The sequence below is a fragment of the Flavobacterium luteolum genome (genome assembly GCF_027111275.1).
GTDB lineage: Bacteria > Bacteroidota > Bacteroidia > Flavobacteriales > Flavobacteriaceae > Flavobacterium > Flavobacterium luteolum.
In genome coordinates this window covers 5,098,690-5,119,780 of record NZ_CP114286.1, presented here as the reverse complement: position 1 = coordinate 5,119,780, position 21,091 = coordinate 5,098,690, and the positions used below count along the sequence as shown (strand labels likewise).

Annotated in this window: 16 protein-coding genes; 8 read left to right on the top strand and 8 right to left on the bottom strand. The window is 35.9% G+C overall.

What is annotated here, in order from left to right; all coding sequences use genetic code 11:
* Positions 1-14 precede the first annotated feature (14 nt).
* From nosZ to OZP10_RS21835, 6 genes are all read left to right on the top strand, one after another.
* The gene (gene nosZ / locus OZP10_RS21860) at positions 15-1,988 is read left to right on the top strand and encodes a Sec-dependent nitrous-oxide reductase (RefSeq protein WP_281632771.1); all 1,974 of its coding nucleotides are present in this window, start codon (positions 15-17) and stop codon (positions 1,986-1,988) included.
* Between the two features lie 91 nt (positions 1,989-2,079).
* Positions 2,080-3,045, top strand: a complete 966-nt coding sequence (locus OZP10_RS21855; RefSeq protein ID WP_281632770.1) for a nitrous oxide reductase accessory protein NosL — start codon at positions 2,080-2,082, stop codon at positions 3,043-3,045.
* Between the two features lie 81 nt (positions 3,046-3,126).
* A complete protein-coding gene (locus OZP10_RS21850) occupies positions 3,127-4,359 on the top strand; it encodes a nitrous oxide reductase family maturation protein NosD (RefSeq protein ID WP_281632769.1) in 1,233 nt (410 codons plus the stop codon).
* Positions 4,356-5,078: an ABC transporter ATP-binding protein gene (locus OZP10_RS21845; RefSeq protein WP_281632768.1), complete on the top strand. Its 723-nt coding sequence runs from the start codon at positions 4,356-4,358 to the stop codon at positions 5,076-5,078. The genes OZP10_RS21850 and OZP10_RS21845 overlap by 4 nt, the downstream gene beginning before the upstream one ends.
* Complete coding sequence (locus OZP10_RS21840) at positions 5,062-5,829, top strand: ABC transporter permease subunit (RefSeq protein WP_281632767.1); 768 nt, start codon at positions 5,062-5,064, stop codon at positions 5,827-5,829. The genes OZP10_RS21845 and OZP10_RS21840 overlap by 17 nt, the downstream gene beginning before the upstream one ends.
* 31 nt (positions 5,830-5,860) lie before the next feature.
* Positions 5,861-6,232, top strand: a complete 372-nt coding sequence (locus tag OZP10_RS21835) for a group III truncated hemoglobin (RefSeq protein WP_281632766.1) — start codon at positions 5,861-5,863, stop codon at positions 6,230-6,232.
* Positions 6,233-6,389: 157 nt separating this feature from the next.
* Here OZP10_RS21835 and OZP10_RS21830 read toward each other — a convergent pair whose 3' ends face one another.
* From OZP10_RS21830 to OZP10_RS21795, 8 genes are all read right to left on the bottom strand, one after another.
* Positions 6,390-6,986, bottom strand: coding sequence for a Crp/Fnr family transcriptional regulator (locus OZP10_RS21830; RefSeq protein WP_281632765.1), 597 nt, complete (start codon positions 6,984-6,986; stop codon positions 6,390-6,392).
* Between the two features lie 251 nt (positions 6,987-7,237).
* On the bottom strand, positions 7,238-8,554 hold the full coding sequence (locus OZP10_RS21825) for an OmpA family protein (RefSeq protein WP_281632764.1): 1,317 nt from the start codon (positions 8,552-8,554) through the stop codon (positions 7,238-7,240).
* A 29-nt stretch (positions 8,555-8,583) separates the two neighbouring features.
* Positions 8,584-15,255, bottom strand: a complete 6,672-nt coding sequence (locus OZP10_RS21820; protein ID WP_281632763.1) for an MBG domain-containing protein — start codon at positions 15,253-15,255, stop codon at positions 8,584-8,586.
* 11 nt (positions 15,256-15,266) lie between these two features.
* The gene (locus OZP10_RS21815; RefSeq protein ID WP_281632762.1) at positions 15,267-15,863 is read right to left on the bottom strand and encodes a phage tail protein; all 597 of its coding nucleotides are present in this window, start codon (positions 15,861-15,863) and stop codon (positions 15,267-15,269) included.
* A gap of 10 nt (positions 15,864-15,873) precedes the next feature.
* Positions 15,874-16,470 (bottom strand): phage tail protein, encoded by a 597-nt coding sequence (locus tag OZP10_RS21810; protein WP_281632761.1) that lies wholly within the window; start codon positions 16,468-16,470, stop codon positions 15,874-15,876.
* Between the two features lie 10 nt (positions 16,471-16,480).
* Positions 16,481-17,092, bottom strand: coding sequence for a phage tail protein (locus OZP10_RS21805; protein ID WP_281632760.1), 612 nt, complete (start codon positions 17,090-17,092; stop codon positions 16,481-16,483).
* 418 nt (positions 17,093-17,510) lie between these two features.
* Entirely contained in the window at positions 17,511-19,865 is a 2,355-nt protein-coding gene (locus tag OZP10_RS21800) for a mechanosensitive ion channel family protein (RefSeq protein ID WP_281632759.1), read from the bottom strand.
* A 105-nt stretch (positions 19,866-19,970) separates the two neighbouring features.
* On the bottom strand, positions 19,971-20,219 hold the full coding sequence (locus OZP10_RS21795) for a hypothetical protein (protein WP_281632758.1): 249 nt from the start codon (positions 20,217-20,219) through the stop codon (positions 19,971-19,973).
* 90 nt (positions 20,220-20,309) lie between these two features.
* Here OZP10_RS21795 and OZP10_RS21790 point away from each other — a divergent pair, with 90 nt between their 5' ends.
* Positions 20,310-20,606 (top strand): winged helix-turn-helix transcriptional regulator, encoded by a 297-nt coding sequence (locus OZP10_RS21790; RefSeq protein WP_281632757.1) that lies wholly within the window; start codon positions 20,310-20,312, stop codon positions 20,604-20,606.
* Between the two features lie 75 nt (positions 20,607-20,681).
* Positions 20,682-21,059, top strand: a complete 378-nt coding sequence (locus OZP10_RS21785) for a hypothetical protein (protein WP_281632756.1) — start codon at positions 20,682-20,684, stop codon at positions 21,057-21,059.
* Positions 21,060-21,091 lie beyond the last annotated feature (32 nt).

The following is a 21,091-nucleotide window of genomic DNA, read 5'->3' as shown; positions in this document are numbered from 1 at the left end:
AAAATAATAGCCTTATGAAAAATAAATTTTTAAAATCGATTTTCGTTGTTACGTTAGGGTGTGCTTTGTTTGTTTCGTGCAAACCGAAAGATTCTACAGATGCTGTTGAAGGCGATGCGGCCCAAAAAGTCTATGTAGCACCCGGAAAATATGATGAATTCTACAACTTTGTATCGGGCGGTTTTAGCGGTCAGGTCAGTGTTTACGGACTTCCGAGCGGAAGATTGCTAAAGGTAATGCCGGTTTTTTCTCAAGATCCGCAAAGCGGTTATGGTTATAGTGAAGAAACAAAACCAATGTTGAATACTTCACATGGTTATGTGCCTTGGGATGATCAGCATCACTTAGATTTATCACAAACCAATGGAGAAGTAGATGGACGATGGATTTTCGCTAATGCGAATAATACGCCACGTATTGCGCGTATTGATTTGAAAACGTTTAAAACAGCAGAAATTATTGAGCTTCCAAATTGCGGAGGAAATCACTCTTCGCCATTTATTACCCAAAATACAGAATATGTGGTAGGAGCCAGCCGTTTTAGTGTTCCTGCGGATAATGACAATGGAGATGTTCCAATTAATACGTACAAGAAAAACTTTAAAGGATATTTAAGTTTTGTGAAAGTTGGAAAAGAAGGAGAATTGGATCTTGCTTTCCAAATTATAGCTCCGGGTGTTAATTTTGACCTTAGCCACCCTGGTAAAAAAGAATCTCATGGATGGTTTTTCTTCTCATGTTATAATACAGAACAAGCCAATACCTTATTGGAAGTTAATGCTTCTAAAAATGATAAGGATTTTATCATGGCAGTAAACTGGAAAAAAGCAGAAGAATATATTAAAGCTGGAAAAGGAAAACGAATTCCTGCAAAATATGCCCACAATACTTGGGATGAAAAAACTCAAAGTGCTAAATCTGAAATTAAGAATGAGGTTTTAACTCTAGATGCTTCTGAATTGAAAGATATTTGTTACATGATTCCATGTCCGAAATCACCACACGGCTGTGATATTGATCCAACAGGAGAATATATTGTAGGTAGTGGAAAATTGGCGGCTTTAATTCCTGTATTTAGCTTTACAAAATTGAAAGATGCTATTGCTAAAAAACAATTTGATGGCAATTATGCTGGAATTCCGGTTGTAAAATACGAAGCTGCTCTTCATGGAGAAGTTCAAAAACCTGGTTTAGGACCTCTTCATACCGAATTTGACGGAAAAGGAAATGCTTATACTACAATGTTCGTTTCATCTGAAGTAGTGAAATGGAACATCAAAGACTTAAAAGTTTTAGACAGAAAAGCAACTTATTATTCTCCTGGACACTTAATGGTTCCTGGTGGAAATACAGAAAAACCATTTGGAAAATACATGGTGGTTTACAATAAAATTACCAAAGACCGTTATTTGCCAACTGGTCCAGAATTGGCACAAAGTGCTCAGCTGTTTGACATCAGCGGAGATAAAATGAAATTGCTTCTGGATTTCCCGACTATTGGAGAACCGCACTATGCACAAGGTATTCCAGCAGATAAAGTTAGAAATAATGGACAGCTGAAATATTATGATATTGCAGCCAACAAACATCCTTTTGCGACTAAAGGTGAAAAAGAATCTAAAGTAGTTCGAGAAGGCAATAAAGTACATATTTATATGACTTGTATTCGTTCGCACTTTGCCCCAGATAATATCGAAGGAATTCGCGTTGGAGACGAAGTGTATTTCCATGTCACCAACCTTGAGCAAGACTGGGATGTTCCTCACGGATTTGCCATAAAAGGAGCAAACAACGCCGAATTGCTAATCATGCCAGGAGAAACCTTAACATTAAAATGGGTTCCTGAGAAAAAAGGAATTTTCCCATTCTATTGTACAGACTTCTGCAGTGCTTTGCACCAAGAAATGCAAGGATATGTGCGAGTTTCGCCAGCAGGAAGCAATGTTCCAATTACGTATAGCGTAGGTACCAATTTACCAAAAGAATAGCCAGTAACCCATAAGGGAACAAAGTATTCTTTGTTCCCTTTTATTTTGAATTATTATGAGAAATAAAAAACTATCCCCTTTTTCCAAAATAATGCTCTTTTTATCAGGACTTTTATTAATTAGTGCTATTTTTTTTCCAATCTGGAAAATCGAGCTTACAGCGCCACAATATCCAGAAGGTTTGGTATTAAAACTTCATGCTTCTAAGATTGCTGGTGATGTAGATATCATCAACGGATTGAATCATTACATTGGAATGAAAACATTGCATACTAAAGATTTTATTGAGTTTAAAGTGCTACCGTTTATTCTTGCAGGATTAGGTATTAGTTCTATTGCTTGTGCTTGGAAATCAAAAAGAAAAGGACTCTTTGTTTTCTTTTTTTCTTTTGTGCTGTTCGGGATATTATCTGCTTGCGATTTCTACAGATGGAACTACGAATACGGTCATAATCTAGATCCGAATGCTGCCATTAGAGTTCCTGGAATGGCATATCAGCCACCAATGCTTGGCTACAAACAGCTGTTAAATTTTGGTGCTTATTCAGTTCCTGATATTGGAGGTTGGATGCTGATTACAGTAGGAGCTTTGCTGTTTGCTGCTATTATAAAGGAAAAATATACTAAACCATCTGGTCGGCTCTTGGGCGTTTTGCTGGTTCCTGCTTTTCTTTTTTCATGTTCTGGAGACAAGGCTGTTCCTATTAAACTAAATACAGATAATTGTGATTTCTGTATGATGGGAATTAGTGACGGAAGACATGGAGCCGAAATTATTACGGAGAAAGGAAGGGCATACAAGTTTGATGATATTGCTTGTATGGCACATTATTGTAAGGAGCACAAAGACACCAAAATAAAAGCATATTACGTACACGATTACAACAAAAATAATGAACTCATTAAGGCAGAAAATGCCTTTTTTGTTTCGGGTGGCACGATAAAAAGTCCAATGAACGGAAATATTGCCGCTTTTTCTAATAAGAGTGAGGCCAAGGCTTTTGAAGCACAGTCAAAAGGACTTGAAATAGAATGGACGGCAATTTTGAATAACTAGAAAACCGAAGCTTCGGGAATATGTTTCTATGTCTTGAAAATAATGATTCCTAAAAGGGCGTCTTAATAAAAATCTTAAATCATGAAATTTCATTTTTGCCTTTCATTCCTATTGTTTTTTAATTGTCTCTGGTCTCAAAAGATTGAAGTAGGTTCAGATAAGTTAGTTAAAACAATTAAAAAGGCAATAGAGCTTGCTAAAACTGGAGATACCATTATTGTCAATAAAGGCATTTATCGAGAAGGCAATATTATTATAGATAAAAAAATAGTTCTGCAGGGAAAAGACATGCCAGTTCTGGACGGACAGCAAAAATATGAAGTAGTTTCAATAAAAGCCGACAGCGTAATTTTTTCTGGATTTAAAGTGATCAATTCAGGATATGCTTCCCTTAATGATCCCTGTGGAATTAAAATATATGATAAAATCGGAGTGGTCGTAAAAGACAATTTTTTAGAGAATAACTTTTTCGGAATTTATGTTCAGAAAGGATCAAACTGCATCGTAAAAAACAATACTATAAAAGCCTATCAAAAAGAAGAACAGCGTATCGGGAATGGTATTCATTGTTGGAAAAGCGATAGCATGCAGATTATAGGAAATAGAATTTCGGGACATCGTGACGGAATTTATTTTGAGTTTGTTTCCAATTCTGTTATCTGGCGAAATGTATCTAAAGCCAACATTCGTTACGGATTACATTTTATGTTCTCCAATGATGATGCTTACATCGGCAATGTTTTTAAAAATAATGGCGCTGGAGTGGCGGTTATGTTTACCAGAAATGTAAAAATGTTTAACAATTATTTTGAAGAGAATTGGGGTGATGCCGCTTATGGTTTATTGCTCAAAGAAATTTCAGACAGCTATATTGTTGGAAATAAATTTATCCGAAATACTTCTGGAATTTACATGGAAGGAACAAGCCGTGTAAAACTGGAACGTAATATTTTTAAAGACAACGGCTGGGGAATGAAAGTGCAGGCAAGCTGTATGGATAATGTGATTTCGTTTAATAATTTTCTTTCCAATACTTTCGATATCAGTACTAATGGAAGCCTTGTTCTAAATCATTTCAATAATAATTATTGGGATAAATATGAAGGCTACGATTTAAATCGGGACGGAATTGGCGATGTGCCTTTTCATCCGCTGAGTCTTTTTGCTGTTATTACAGAAAACAATCCGTCGGCTATGCTTTTGTTCCGAAGTTTCATGATTACGCTTTTGGATAAATCAGAAAAAATATTGCCCAGTATAACACCCGATAATTTTGTCGATGAATCTCCCGAAATGAAATCTTTTGTACTATGATTACTTTAAAAAATATAAATAAAAAATTTGGAAGACTTCAGGTTTTACAAGATGTTAACCTGAAGTTTAAAGCAGGAGAATGCATTGCGCTTATAGGTCCGAATGGCTGTGGAAAAACAACTTTGATAAAATCGATCTTAGGAATGGTATTGCCTGACAGTGGTGATATTTTACTTTATGAAGAATCTATTTTAAAGAAGTTCGAATATCGAAATAAAATAGGGTACATGCCCCAAATTGGCCGTTATCCTGATAATATGACTATTTCTCAGATTATAGAAATGATCAAGCAGATTCGGAATTCGAAGAAGGAATTGGATGAAGATTTGATTAAAGCTTTCAAATTGGATAAAATGAGCGACAAACAAATGAGGACACTTTCTGGGGGAACAACGCAGAAAGTAAGTGCAACATTAGCTTTCCTTTTTAACCCAGATGTTTTAATACTAGACGAACCGACTGCAGGACTAGATCCATTGGCAGCTGAAATCTTGAAGGAGAAAATCATTAAAGAGAAAAACAAAGGAAAATTAATCTTGATTACTTCGCATTTGCTAAGTGAACTGGACGATATGATTACTCAAATCATTTTTATGCAGGACGGAAAAGTACATTTTCATAAAACTATAAAAGATCTTTTGGAATCAACTGGAGAAACTAAAATTTCAAAATCTATTGCCACAATATTAAAAGAAAAACAGCATGAACAGAATAATTAAAATAGTCTTACTGGATATTCTTAAAAACAAGATTGTTGTGAGTTATGCATTAATTCTCGCATTGCTTTCTTGGGGATCTTTTATGCTGGAAGATAATACAGCCAAAGGTTTATTGACTGTTTTGAATGTTATTTTATTCACAGTTCCGCTGGTATCGATACTTTTTTCAACCATTTATATTTACAACAGTTCCGAGTTTATAGAACTGTTACTGAGCCAGCCTATCAAAAGAAAAAAAATCTGGATTAGTTTGTTTACAGGACTTTCTATAGCGATGCTTTTGGCTTTTTTTCTGGGAGCAGGAATTCCTCTTTTATTAAATGCGCCAGGAATGGCAGGATTGATGATGCTGCTGTCTGGAAGTCTAATTTCGATTGTTTTTGTATCGCTGGCTTTTTTGAGCTGTATTTTAACTCGAGATAAAGCAAAAGGAATAGGTCTGGCAATTTTATTTTGGATGTATTTTGCGATACTATTTGATGCCATTGTATTGTTCCTTTTGTTTCAGTTTGCAGAATACCCAATTGAAGAAGCTATGGTTGGTGTTACAGCATCAAGTCCAATTGATTTGGCTAGAATACAAATACTGTTGCATCTGGATCAGTCTGCCATGATGGGCTATACTGGAGCCATTTTCAAAGATTTTTTCGGAACAACTGTCGGGTTGCTGATTTCTTTTCTGCTGCTCATTTTGTGGATTGCTGTTCCGTTTGTAATTTCGGTTAGAAAATTTGACCGTAAGGATCTTTAATCTTTTATTATTTATTCAGAACAAAAGAAATATGAAAACAGATATTAAAAATAAAGATGACATAATTGTATTGGTCGATTCTTTTTACTTAAAGGTAAAATCAGATTTGACTATAGGGTATTTGTTTACAGATGTGGCGATGGTCAATTGGCAAAAACACCTCCCGATTATGTATGATTTTTGGGATAACATACTTTTTCATACAGGAAATTTTGATGGTAATCCTATGTTGAAACATCGAATGTTAGATCAGAAAAGTGCGCTAACAGAAGCTCATTTTAAACATTGGACAAAACTTTGGAAAAAGACAGTAGATGATTTGTTTGAAGGAGAAAAAGCCGATGAGATAAAAGTAAGGGCAGAAAATATTTCAAAATGGATGATGAACAAAGTCATTTCTTAATATTAAAACGGGAACTTTTTTAAAGCTCCCGTTTTTATTTTTAAAGATATTAGAACTGAATTAATAATTTCTTTTACTCTTATACAAATAAAGAAAAAATAGAATTTTTAGGGTATGATTCAAATCATAAGCATTAATATTAATATTAATATTAATATTAATAAAATAATTTATGATCTACGATTTCAATTTTTTTGTTCTTATTCATAAGAGATAATGTTCGTATTACGGTTTCTACGCGAAGACCTGTAAAATCTGCAATTTCTTGTCTAGTATACGGAATTTTCATTTTTGTGCAAGACGCGATATCATGCTGTTTTTTTAAGTTATCTAAAAAATACTGAATGCGATGCTCCGGTTTATGATTGACTATATTTTTAGAAAAAACAATTTTATTATAGATTTTCCATGCAAATAATTTGAGTATCTTAAATTGCATTTCGGGGTTTTCTTCAAGAAAAGAAAAAAAGTTTGTTTTGGATAATTTCAAAATAACGCAGTCCGTCTGGGCAATTGCTGAAGCGGGGTAGGGCTGCCCGATAAAAAGTGGCGGTTCGCCAAAACTATTTCCGTTATTAAAGATGCCAACGGTCAAATCTTTACCATCTTCATTGGTATAACTCATTTTTACAGTTCCTTCTAAAATTTGAAAATAGGAAAGAGCAACATCATTTTCAAAAAAAATAATGGTGTTTTTAGGAACCTTTTTGGCTACAGCTCCCCATGTATAAAGCAAATCAGTATCAATGTGCATAGCGAAACAATTAATACGTTATTTGAAATTGGTTAAGTGTTTGGTATTGTTTTAATTAAAACAAATGAAGGAATTAAAAAAGAAAGAAAATATGATAATTGTTAGCTTTTGATTTGTTTTTTAAATAAAAATTTACTCAAATGAAATTTGGAAAATAATGGTGCGATAAAGGAGCGTTTTATGAAAATGAAAAAGCATGATGAAGAGCTAAACTCTTGCATCATGCTTTATACAATTGAAGATTAAAAAAATTATTGTGCGTCTATCAGTATAAGCGAAACCCTTCTGTTTAAAGGTTTATTTTCTGCTGGAGTATTAGGAACCAAAGGTTCGCTTTCTCCTTTTGAAAATAAATGCATACGGTTAGATTCTATTCCTTTATTTTTTAAATACTCGGCAACAGCTTCGGCTCTTTTCATTCCAATTTCAAGATTGCGTTTTTCTGTTCCTATATCGCAAGTATACCCAGTAATATTCAGTTCTGTATCTTGATTTGTTTTTAAGATTTTAGCAATTTCATCTAATCTTGAAGCAAGTTCTGGCGTTACGCTGGTATTTCCGACTTCTTGAAACGCAAGAGGCTTTTCAACATAGGTTTTTTCAGTAGCTGTCAGTTCTTTTTTGGCAGGCGGAGTTTCAACAGTTTTTTGCTGTACTGGAGCTTGCTGCTGAACAGGAACTGTCTCTGTCTGAGTAACTGTTTCTGCTTTTGGCTGAATTGGTTCTTGTCTTTCTTTTGCTAATGAAAAGCCTAATTTCAGCTGAATACCAGCAGATAAATAACGGCTTTCCTGAACTATTTTACTATTTCCAATTGTGCCGTTTGCCTGAATATTGTCAAGCCCGTTTGGATCGTATGCCACGATATTGGTGCTTGGCGTTTCTTTTGCTAAATCAGTTAAACCGTAATCAACATACAAACCAGTGTAAAGCTTTGTTTTCTCTTTTAATTTGAATGTAAGACCAGTTTCAAAACTTAACATAAAAGCTGGATCTAAGCTTACCGTTGTTTTATCCTGCCAGTTGGTTACTTTGCCAAATCCGTGAGAAGGCAGATCATCAATCAAAAGATTTAAATCTGGATAATAACCGCTCAGTTGCAACTCAGAAGCAGAAGCTTTTACTGTTTGTTTTCCAGGAAACATAATTTTTCCTCCAAATCCAAAATACAATTGTGTCTGAGAAGCAATTGAGGTTCTGTATTGCATCATTAACGGAATCGCTACACCAATAAAATGCTGTTCTTCTTTATAATTAGTTGGTGTTACTTGATACTCAAATGCAGAAGTCTGGTCGTCAACTTCATAAGTTGAGATTGTAGTTCCGTTATTCAACTTAAAACTATTTTGATTGTACGTAACATCAACTCCTGTTGAGATTCCCCAGTGATCGCTGAAGAAATAGGTGTATCCAACACCTATTCCTCCGCCAAATTTCAGTTTACCGTCTCCAATAGTACTATCATAGAGAATACCCGACGGACCGCCATTAATTTTAAAATTAATTTCCTGTGCTTTTATTGTGACGCTAAACAGCAGTAGTATAGCTATAGTGGTTTTAATCTTCATTACTTGTAATTTTAAATTAAATCTCATTTTTATTTAACCAATAAATTGATTGTTTTAAGCTGACCATCGGCCAGTTTAAGAACCACAATGTATAAGGCTGCCTGCGACGGAGCAATAATCTGATTTTTGGCTTTTGCATTTGAAATAGTCTGCAGTAATTTTCCTGTGATGTCATAAATAACTATCTCAGATCCGTTTAGTTGAGATTCGCTAAAATCACACTCTAAAGTAAATTCTGCTCCTGGTCTAACTGGATTTGGATAGATTTTGATTTTCTTGCTGAACGCCGTTCCAGTAGTCTCAGTTGGACAAGATTTAATTGAATTTCCGTTTTTGTCTTTTGCAATTACATAATAAGTACCATTTAAAGGCTGAATTTCGCTGTAATACTGACGGGTAGCGCCAGAAATAGCTGTTCCGTTTTTATACCATTGCCAAGCCACAAAATTATTTGATTTGTTGTCAAAGAGCAGAACATCTGCCCATTGCTGTATAACAAGTCCGGACTGGCTTATTTCTAATGGCTTAACTATAGCTGTCGCTGCATTATGATTTTCGTCGCCATTTTGTGTTGCAGTAATGGTTGAGTTTCCTGATTCTGTAATATTTAATGTCGATCCAGAAATTGTACCCAATGCTGCATTTGCAATGGCATAAGAAACTGGCAAACCGCTGTCGGTTGTTGCAGTTAAAGCCACACTATTAGAATCGGCACAGCCAAATTCTAGAGTCTGATTCCAAGTAATCGTTTGGTTAGCTTTTGTAATTTCAAATTCTGCTTCAGTAAAAGCAATTACGTAATCCGCACCAGCAGTGATTGTTCCTAGTTTGATGTTGTATTTTCCAACATTTTCTCCAGCATCTCTTGTAAGTAGACCGCTAAGTATTGAGTTTGTGTCTCCGTTGGCAAAACCTGAAGCAGTATAATTGAATACAGGATCGGCTGTTCCATACACTTTGGTATGACCTGTTGTCGCCGTTATAGTAAGAGTATATTTTTCTGTTGTAAAACTTACTTCGTTTCCATAATTGACAAAACCATTGCTGTTTACAGCATACGCTCTAACATAGTAAGTTTTATTTCCTCTTAATCCAGATAAAGAATTTGTAAATGCTCCTAATGTTGCTGTAGCATTAATTTTAGTGTCATCAATTGTTGGATTGGCATGCTGTGCATATACAAAACCAACCTCTGTTAAACAAGATCCATTATCTGTGTTTATTCCGTCAGAAGATGCAGTACCAGATAAAGAAGCTCCAGTTACTGTTATTCCTGAAACAGGATTAGTATTTAAAATAACTGGATTAGCAGGCTGCATTATTTTGACAGTTGCAGAAGCAGAGCAAGAATTCGCGTCTGTAACCGTTACGGTGTAAGTTCCCGCAGTAAGATTAGTTGCAGTTGCTGCATTTCCACCAGATGGAGACCAAGAGTAAGAGTAAGTACCTGTTCCACCTGTTACGCTAACAGTGGCAGAGCCATTATTTCCGTTATGGCAAGATACGTCTACTGGAGTTGTAGTTAAATTTAAAGCATCAGGTTCTGTAATGGTAATGGTATTGGTAACAAAACATAAGTTTTCATCTGTAACGGTTACCGTATAAGTTCCTGCTGTAAGACCAGTTGCTGTTGCAGCAGTTCCGCCAGAAGGCGCCCATAAATAGCTGTAGGTTCCTGTTCCTCCAGAAGCCACTACAGATGCGGCACCATTACTTCCTCCGTTACAAGATACATTTGTTTGTGTGTTTGTAGCAGAAAGAGCCGTAGGTTCTGTAATTTGTACAGTTTCTGTTACAGTACATCCATTTGCATCGGTTACGGTAACAGAGTAAGTGTTTGGACTTAATCCTGTTGCTGTTGCAGCAGTTCCTCCCGATGGTGACCAAGAGTAAGTATAAGTTCCAGTTCCTCCAGAAGGAATTACGGTTGCAGTACCATTATTGGCCTGATTGCATAAAACATCTGTTTTGTCTATTGTCGCAGTAAGTAAGGCAGGTTCAGCAATAGTTACACTTGCTATCGCCTCACATAAGTTGCTATCCTTTATAAGTACAGTATAGGTTCCCGCCGATAATCCGCTGGCAGTTGCGTTAGTTCCGCCAGAAGGAGACCATTGGTAGCTATAAGTTCCAGTTCCTCCTGTAACGCTTACAGTTGCAGATCCGTTTGAACCTCCATTGCAAGAAACATCTGTTTGAGATACTGATGGAGTAAGTGCATCAGGTTCTGCTATGGTAAAACTTTGTATTTTCGTACATTGTTTTGCATCTGTTACAGTTACAATATACGTTCCAGCAGAAAGTCCATTTGCAGTTGCAGCAGTTCCTCCAGAAGGAGACCATGAATAGGTGTAAGTTCCAGTTCCTCCAGTTACAGTTACAGAAGCATATCCATTTGATCCGCCGTTGCAGCTAACATTTGTTTGCGATGGAGTTATATTAATTGCTGAAGGTTCAGTAATTGTAAAATTCTTGACAATAGAACACCCATTTGCAGAAGTGATCGTTACCGAATAGTTTCCGGCACTAAGATTCGCTGCTGTATCTGAACTACTTACAGATGGAGACCAAACATAAGTAAATGGTCCTGGAGCTCCAGATGGCATAACCCAAGCAGAGCCAGTATTTGCGCCATTGCAAAGTATATTTGTCTGACCTGCAATAGCAACTAGTGTATTGGTAGTGCTAATATTAAAAGTCTTAGTTATAGAACATTGATTAGCATCTGTAATTTTACAGCTGTAACTACCTGCGGCTAAACCTGTAACGATTTGCGTTGTCTGACCTCCAGGCGACCAAAAGTAAGTATAACCTCCCGCACCCCCAGCTGGTGCTACAGCTGCTTGCCCGCCTGTTGAACAGGTAGCGTTAATTTGAGAAGTAGTAGCGGTTAATGGAGCAGTTGGTTGAGAAATAGTGAATGTTTTTGTTATGAAACAACCATTTTTATCTGTGATGGTACAAGTATAAGTGTTAGCGGCTAATCCAGTTGCTGTTGCAGCAGTTCCTCCAGATGGTGACCATGAATAACTATAATTTCCAGATCCTCCAGAAGCGGTAACAGTTGCTGTACCTGTCGCAGAACCGTTGCACAACACTTCTGTTTGTGATTGGGTGGCTGTTAGGACTGGTGGCTGCGTAATATCATAACTCTTTGTAACCTGACATTGATTAGCGTCTGTAACTGTAACCGTATAGATACCAGCTTGAAGACCAGTTGCTGTTGCAGCATTTCCTCCAGTAGGAGACCAAGAGTAAGTATAAGTTCCAGTTCCTCCACTAACAGATGCCGAGGCCGTACCATTCGTTCCTCCATTGCAAGAAACATTAGTTTGGCTAGGAGTTATTGATAGAGCAGGTGGCTGAGATATGGTAAAGTCTCTGATTGCTTCACAGCCAAAAAAATCGGTTACCGTTACCCTATAAGTACCAGCAGAAAGACCTGTTGCGGTAGCGGTATTTTGAACAGGAGTTGTATTCCAAGAATAAGAATATTTAGGAGTTCCTCCTGATGCTATAACCGTTGCTGTTCCATTAGCGCCTCCATAACAAGAAGTATTGTTTATAGTGCCTTTCGTAAGTGTAAGAGGAGCTAAAGGCTGTCCTATTGTTACACTTGCTGTATTTGAACATCCGTTTCCATCAGTTACTTTTACACTGTAAGTTCCAGCTATTAATCCGGTTACAGTAGCGGTACTTCCTCCGTTAGACCACAAATATGTGTAAGAACCCGTTCCGCCCGTAGCATTTGCAGTTGCTTGACCAGTGGCATCACCAAAACAGGCTATGTCCACTTTCGGGGTAAGTATATTAATATGGTTAACCGTTAGGACTACGGAGTTAGAAACTGCAGCCGGGGTACAAGTGCCGGTTGCTACAGCTCTGTATAAGAGTCCGTTCATTATAGCTGTTGCTCCAGTTATAGAAAGGGTAGAAGTTGTTACACCAGAGTATACTGCCGAGTCAGAGATATTAATAAAACCTCCTCCTCCTTGACTTACCTGCCACTGGTATCCCGTTGCATTAGATGCAGTTACAGAGAAAGCAATATTGTCTCCCGTACATATCGGTGTTCCAGAAGGCTGTGCTGTTATTGCTGGAGCTGAATTTACAGTTAGAATTGCACTATTTGAAGTAACTGATGGGGTACATGTTCCAGTTACAACAGCTCTATATGAATACCCGTTCATTGCCACTGTCGCTCCAGTTATAGTAAGAGTTGCGTTATTGACTCCAGAATAAGGAGCACCGTTTGATACATTAGCAAATCCGTTATCGTCACCTTTGTCTACCTGCCATTGATATCCTGTTGCGTTAGAGGCAGTAGCGGTAAAAGTAGTATTAGCTCCTTGACACACAGAGCTTGCAGAAGGCTGTGCTGTTATAGAAGGTGCAGAATCTATTGTTAAGTTTACATTACCTGAAGTTGCGGAAGGATTGCATCCTCCTGTCACTACTACTCTGTATGCATAACCACCTAGTTCGGCAGTTGCTCCAGTTATTGTAAGAGTAGAGGTAGTAGCACCAGAAAATTGAGCATTGTTTGATATAGGTCCGAATCCTGAACCTTGATCTACCTGCCATTGATACCCTGTTGCATTAGATGCTGTAACAGAAAAAGCAGTATTGTCACCAATACAAACTGATGTAGATGAAGGCTGTGTTGTTATAGACGGAGCAGAATTTACAGTTAGTGTAGCATTGTTTGAATAGGCAGTAGTGTTACAGCTATTTGTTGCCAAAGCTCTATATACATAGCCCCTCATTGCAGCTGTTGCCCCAGTTATTGTAAGAGTAGTACTAGTAGCACCAGAATATGGACCACCATCTAAAATGTCTCTAAATCCACTACCTTGATCTGCTTGCCATTTATATGAAGTTGCATTAGTTGTAGTTATATTAAATGTAGTACTGCCACCTGCACAGATTGTATTCGAAAAAGGTTGTGTAGTTATAGCAGGCACTGGAGTTATAGTCCCAGACAATGCTACATTTTTTGTTGGAATTCCTGTAGAAGAAACAGTTAAATTTCCAGATGGTGTTCCTGTAGCTGTTGTAGCAATACGTATAAATATGTTTCGCTCCGTTACAATACCACCGGAAGGTGCGATAGATAAGTTAGGGGTGTAAGGACCTCCAGCCGTTGTTGCTATTTCATAACCTGCTGGAGCAGATAAATCTAAAGTTGAAGATAACTGACCAGCTTTTACTTTAAAGCTCTGTGGAGTAGAAGCTAAATTGGGACAAGTAGTAAATCCGCTTAGTGAAGTTATACTAGTAGAAGCTCCTGGAGATTCTGCTATTATTACTGTTTGCGTGCTGGTACAGGCAAAGTTATCTGTAATAGTAACGGTATATGTCATTGGAGCAAGGCCAGAAGCTGTAGCACGAGTACCACCGCTAGGAGCCCAAGAATAAAAATAGGGTGAACTACCTCCAGTTACAGTTACTGTTGCTGTACCATCGTTTGCTCCATAAGTACTTGGGGTGTTAGCTGAAACATTGCTGGTAATTTCAGGAGAAACGGTCAAAACAGCCGCACTTGTAGTAATAGAACACGAGCCATTTGAAGCAATACAGTAATATTTATATCCGTTTATACTTGAGTTTACATTCGATATGCTTAATGTCTTTGTAGTAGCATTGGAGAATGAAGGAGATGTGCCTCCATTGGAAACAGGAGTTATAATACCAGCTGCATCTTGATACCATTGGTAAGAAGTTGCTCCCGAATCAGTAATGCTAAAGGTAGTATTTGATCCAAAGCATACTACTTTACTCACAGGTGATTGGCTTACTGTTGGTGAAGAAGTTATTGTGCTTGACACAGCAACAGTAACGCTTGGCGCTCCTGGTGATGCAATGACAATATTTCCTGATGGATTATTGGTAGCGCTCGAATTTGTACGTACATATATCTGAGTAGGAGATAGTGTTGAACCGCCTGGAGTTAAAGTAATGCTAGAAGTAAAATTACTGCCTGAACTTTGAGATATTTCATAACCCGTTGGAGGCGTTATTGTTACATTGCTATTTAAATTTGTGCCAGAAACAGTAAAGGATTGTTGCGCAGAAGGTGCGCCTGAGCACGCTGCAAAAGTTGTCAAATTAGCAGTTGTATTAATTGTCGAGAGAATCTTTTCCCATTTCATAGCATCAAGTGCAGCATACTCAAAGGTTCCGGTAGTACTTATTACATATTCATCTATTATAGCATTAGAATAATCTAAACCACCATAAGTACTCAAATCTATGTTCGTGTAACCATTACTAATTGAGTTATCAGTATTAAATCCAGAAATTGCAGTTGTGGTAAAGACAGTAGCTCCGTTTAGTTTTCCTGTTATTGTGCAAGTTCCTGCTCCAGTATCTAAATCTGATTGTCTCAGAAGAAGATAAATTGATTTTAATTTAAATGGAGAAGAAGTGCTTTTAATTGTAAATTGAACTGGAAAGCCAATATCTGCGGTATTTGAATTGTCAATATATTTATTATCGGGGGCTGTACCGCTCCATCCTGTTCCGCTAAAAGCTGATATTGCAAATGTCCCTCCCTTTTGTGAGGTAATATTAAAAATTACGCCATTATCTGTAAAAGAAAGACTACCAGCACTTTCTGTCTCAAATGTTTCTGTCGATTGAGCAAAAATGGAACTAGAAAAGACGAATATGACCAGTATTATAGAGTATATTTTTCTCATGTTGTCTGTTTTTAATTACTACGTGGGTATATGCCCTGTAAGGCTATTATATAGTTAATTGCTGTGTAAGGTTGCATCACATTTATGGGTAAATTATTACCAACAGGAGTTGAACTTACAGGAGCCAAAGTAGTGTTTGGTGTCTTTTCATTATAACCCAACACATCTCTTGTTATATTGTTTACCGTTATAGAAGGAGATGCAATAGAAGAGTTGGTGGAAGCAACGTTTGCTGTTGCTTTTGCAGAACTCACTTTGATATTTCCGGTATGTGTGTGTGTGGGTAAATTATTGACTGTTAAAGTAATCGATTCTGTTCCGTCTACTGTTCCTTCAGGTGAATTGGACGATGCCCCTGTTGCGACACGACCTCGGTAATCTGGCAAGGCAAATGTTGTTATGCCATCACCGCCATAAGTGGTGCCTATTAAAGTGTATAATATTTCATTATTGCTAATTTGTAAAACACTTCCATCACAAATATGCCATCCTTGAGGAGCATAATTACCTGTGAAAAGCCTAATTTCTCCTATGTAACAATCGACTTGCGCGTGAATTGCTTTTGTGGATAGAAAAAGAACAAATATTAAAATGTATTTTATTTTCATATTTTTTTTATTAATTGCGAGGTGGATAAACTCCTTGAAGTGCTATACAATAGTTGCCTGACAAACAAGGCTGAAGTTGAACAGGATTCCCTGCTCCAGAATTTGATATGGATAAACTTGTAGCTGGAAGCGTTACATTTGCAGAAGATGAATTGTAATAATTAATATTTCGATTAGAATTATTAAAGTTTTGAAAAGGGGCAGCCAATGATACGGCTGATGAAGGTGCCTTTGAATTTGCTGTAGCCGAAGATGCTTTTATTGTAACAGAATGTACATGAGCAGGCAAATTAGCCGTTTTTATGGTATTATTTCCATCTTTTAATTGTCCTAAAGTGGTGTTAGTTTGATCAACTCCAATAGCCATTTTATTTCTAAGATCAGGAAGCATAAAAGTTGTTGTTCCATTGCCGCCGTAGATGACACCTAAAATACTAAATAAAGCTTGGTTTGAATTTATGGACAAAGTTTGTCCTTCGCATTTCATCCATCCTTTTGGAACAATTTGGCCGGGAAACAATCTTATTTCACCCACAAAAGGAATCTGTGCAAAAGTTGATTTAGCTAATAGTACAAGAATAATGAGTAGTAAGTATTTTTTTTTCATATGTTTAAATTTATGGACGTGGAGGATAAGTAGCATTCAAGGAAATGATATAGTTTAGTCCAAGAGCTGGTCTTGATAGCTTAACAGGATTTCCTGAACCTGTGGGAGTAGTATTAATAGTTTGAATGTCTATATTGCCTGCACCAGAACTATATCCTGAATTGGCAACAAAAGTTCTACCCGAATTTATTCCTGAAACTGCAATGCTTGAGCTCGAAGAGGGAACGGTTGTAGAGGCATTTTCGTTACTAACAGTAATTGATGCAGAATGAGTGTGATAAGGCATCTCATTAGGTAAAATAGTTATTTGTTCTCGGCCACCTGTTTGCCCGACAACGTAAAGCGATCCCGAGTTTGACTGTCCAGCACCAATAGGAACTCGGCCACGTAAATCCGGAAGATTAAACGTAGTTTTTCCGTCACCGCCATAACTTGTGCCAATGATAGAATACAGAGCGGTGTATTGGCTTATTGGTAATGTGCTACCATCACAAAATGCCCAGCCATTAGGTGCATAAGTACCAGCAAAAAGACGAATTTCTCCTGTGTATTCATCTACTTGAGCAAAAAGAAAACTCGTAAAAAATAATAGCACAAAAGTTAAAAAGTAGTTTTTTTTCATAAATAGATATTAGTGTTAGTTGCAAATAGATTTTTTATTCCGACCTAATATTAGAATGTTAAAAAATGATTATTCGTAAAAAGTTAGTTTTTAATTTCTTTAATCAATTGATGTTTAGTTTTTTATAAAGAAAGGAATAAGCCTATTGTAATAAGACAAAAGTAAGGTTCCGCAGGCACTTTTAAAATAGGTGAAAACACCCTTTTTTAATATTTTGTTGAAAATTATTGAAATATTATAAAGATTTGTCAGAGTGCATTTTAAATATCACAAGGTTAATACTGCTTCAGATATTTCAAACATAACAATTCAATAAAATCGTGCATTAAAAATACTTTTAGTACATAATAAACCCGTTTATATAAAAAAAGAACTGCCTTTTATAAGGCAGTTCTTTTTTTATTTGGCTTGGTTTTGATTAACTGGAAAAAGTTAAACCCTTGTTTTTAAAACTGATATAAAGCTCTTGCCTTGCTGAACTTATCGTTTCTTCCGTCCTGTAAATACTACACCAAAATTTGATTAAAAGTTTATATTTACCGTCAGAAATTGAACTATAATATATTTGTGATGGTTTTGAATTGTTTACTAATGGAAGGTTAGCAAGCGTTTCGTTTACGATTGCATTAATTTCCTCTGGAATTGTTTCTCCGTTGATTTCAACAGTAATTTCAACCAATTTAAAGTTATCGGTATATGTCCAGTTCGTAATATTTTGCGATAATAAGTTACCATTCGGGATAATGATTTCCGCACCGTTTGGAGCATTGATTTTAGTTGTACGAAGTCCCATCGATTTGATTCGGCCAGATTCAGAACTAATTTCTACGACATCACCAACTTGAATAGGTTTATCAAAAATCAAGATAATTCCCGATACAAAATTGTTTACAACGTTCTGAAGCCCAAGTCCGACACCGACACCTAAAGCACCAAGAAGAATACTCAATTTGTCTAAAGGCATTCCAGAAGCCGCAACAGCAAGCAAATATCCACTTATAAGAACAACCAATCTTGTGATAAGCAATTTTGAGTGCTGTCTTTTATTAATGTTTTCTTCATTTTCATCATCAATTTCACCAAAGAAATACGCAACATATTTTTGCAGCAAATGTGCAGCCCAGATAATAATAAAGAATAAAACAATATTACCAAGAGTAAACGTAATGCTTCCTATTGTATTTGGATGACTTAATAGCTTAGTCAGAGAAGCACGAAGCGATTCCCAAATATTCAAATTTGACGCAATCACAATGAGCCACATATAGCTAATGACAATAATAAAAGGTTTTTTTAAAGTATCTGATAAACTTTCATAATCAAACATTTTTTCAATTCCTCTTTTTACTCTAGTAGTATAGATTTGAAGCAGAATAATTTCCAAAATAATCTTCAAAAGAACACTTAAAGCTACAATTTGAGTAAGTGATATAAAAGCCGTAATGGTTAGCGTATTAGAAAGAGAAACTCTTCCAAATAAATTGTAAAGAATTGATAAGATGTTTAACCCGATAAAAATGATACTTGCCCATTTTAAAAAGCCTTTTATATAAAGCTCTTCTTTAAGTGTTTTGATCTGAACAAACCCATAGCGAATTCCTAAAACATTAATCGCAACAAAAGCAAAACGCTGCAATAATCCTATTGTAATAAACAAATCCAGAAAGCAAAGTGCGAAGAATAATCCTAAAAGATAAAGCCAGTTTCTCATGGCAACACCAGACCATTGATTTTTGAATAGGAAAATTAAAACACCTAAAAGGAAAAGCTGGATCAATTCTAAAAACAAAGCAGGAGCATACAAATTGGTTACAACAGCAATATTCAAAGCGATTACTAATACCGGAAGTAAAACTCCACGATTTAAATATTTGAAGTTTAAAAGCAGAAGATTTTCAGAATAACCGTTTGTTTTAAGGAATTTGATATTTCGAGAAATGTACCAAAATAAAAGTCCCATAAAGAAACATAGCGTAATAAGTCCGCCAGCTTTATAGCTCAGATAGTAAGCCGCAACATTTTCTTCAATTATAATTTTTGCTTTAATGTTGTGAGTAACTCTTTTCTTAGAAGCTGTGTCATTAATCTGCCATAGAGAAGGATATTCTTTCTTAAAAATGCTGATTCCAGATTTTTCCAGTTTGCCTTCAACAGTTGTCAAAGCATTAGAAACTGAAATCTTGCGTTGAACCGTTAACCTTTTTTTATTGTTTAAAGTAGTCTGGTTTTTAGTCATCAAACTATCAGTGGCAACATATCTCTTTCTAAGATTTCCGAACTCTTTTTGAAATTGTTTACGGCGAATAGTATCCTTTAACAGCGTAATTAAAGTTTTGTCTTTGCGAAGATCAATTACGCGTTTTTTAATGTTTTCTAGATCCAGATTTTTTGCATTGATTGCTTTGTTCTGTTCTTCTAATTCCTGCTGAATTTCCTGCAATACAACACGATACATCTGCTGATTGCGTACATTAGGATTTGCGCCTTTTAAACTGGCCAAAATTAAATCCAGTTTGCTTTCTGTACGTTTCATATCGCCAAAAAGATGGCGCGTATCACCAGCAAAATCAATATCATTATAGGCAGATTCTAATACTTCTCCGGCTTTTTCAATTGCCATTAAGTAATCGCTGTCTGTAGCTGTAGTGTCATTAAAAAGTCTTCCGCGGCTTTCTTTTTTGATTGTTTTTTGCTCTTGAGCGTAATTAATCTGCGAGAAGAAAAGAAGTAAAAATAAAGAGAAAAAATAAAAGGTTCTTTTTTGAATAATCATAATTTAAAGGCTTATTTGGGAGCCCAAATTTAATTTTTTTTGAATGACTTTCAGTTAAGAAAAATTAAAATAAAAAAACTATAACTGAATATTGAGCAGTAAATTTTATTCCAGATCTCTAGAAGTAATTTCTTGTTCAATTTCTTTAAGAGAATTAGAGTGGGTAATCATAATGAAAGCCACCAAAAAAGGGAATAGTATTAAAATAAGAAACCCTTTTTTTAGAAATAATAATACAATCAGAAATAGAACGATAATGGCAATCACAATCAAAATCTTAATTGTCGACTGAATTGTTTTCTGCATTTTTAATAGCTCTTCAATACTCATTTCGCTTGGTTTCTTGGCTTTCATTTTATATTTTTACTTTAGAATTACAACAAATTTTAATTAAAAAACTTTCCAAAACAATAAGTCAACTTTTTTTGACTACCCACAATCATTATGGAAGAAACAGAAACTTGTCCGGCGCAAAGACTTTTAAAAATGCTATCTGGAAAATGGAAAGCCGAAATTTTCCGTCTGGCTGTAGAAGCGCCTTTGCGTTTTAATAATCTACTGCGTCAGATTCAGGGTTCCAATAAACAATCATTATCTACAGCCCTAAAAGAGTTGGAAGAGGAAGGGCTTTTGGAGAAAACTACAATTAAACTAAAACCGCTCCATATCGAGTATAATTTGACAGAGAAAGGAAAAGCTTTAATTCCTGTTTTTCAGCATTTAGAAGGGTTGTCTCAATAAGTCTAAATTGTTAATAGATATATTCAAACTATTTTTTGTAGTGAAAAATTATATAATTTGGGTTAAATTTGCTTTGTGCGAAAACAAATTGTCTACATATTCATTTTTCTAATAGCTTCAAACAGCAGTTTTGTACAGCAGTTTTATAAACTGCCAATATTGATTCAGCATTATGGAGAGCACAAAAAACTGATGGACTTAAGTTTTGTAGACTTTTTATCGATGCATTATTGGGGAGAAGATCTCAAAGACAACGACGGCGATCGCGACATGCAGTTGCCTTTTAAAACCATAAGCAGCAGTTCGTTTCACTTTGTTTTTATTATAGATGACAAAGATTTGCTTCCAATTCCTTTCAATCCAGAATTACCACAGTTAAAAATACCAACTTATAGATCTGATCTTCATTCAGATCCAAATTTACTTTCCTTATTCCGACCTCCGGTAGTATAAGTATTTTTTAAAATTTTTATTGAAGCGACTGA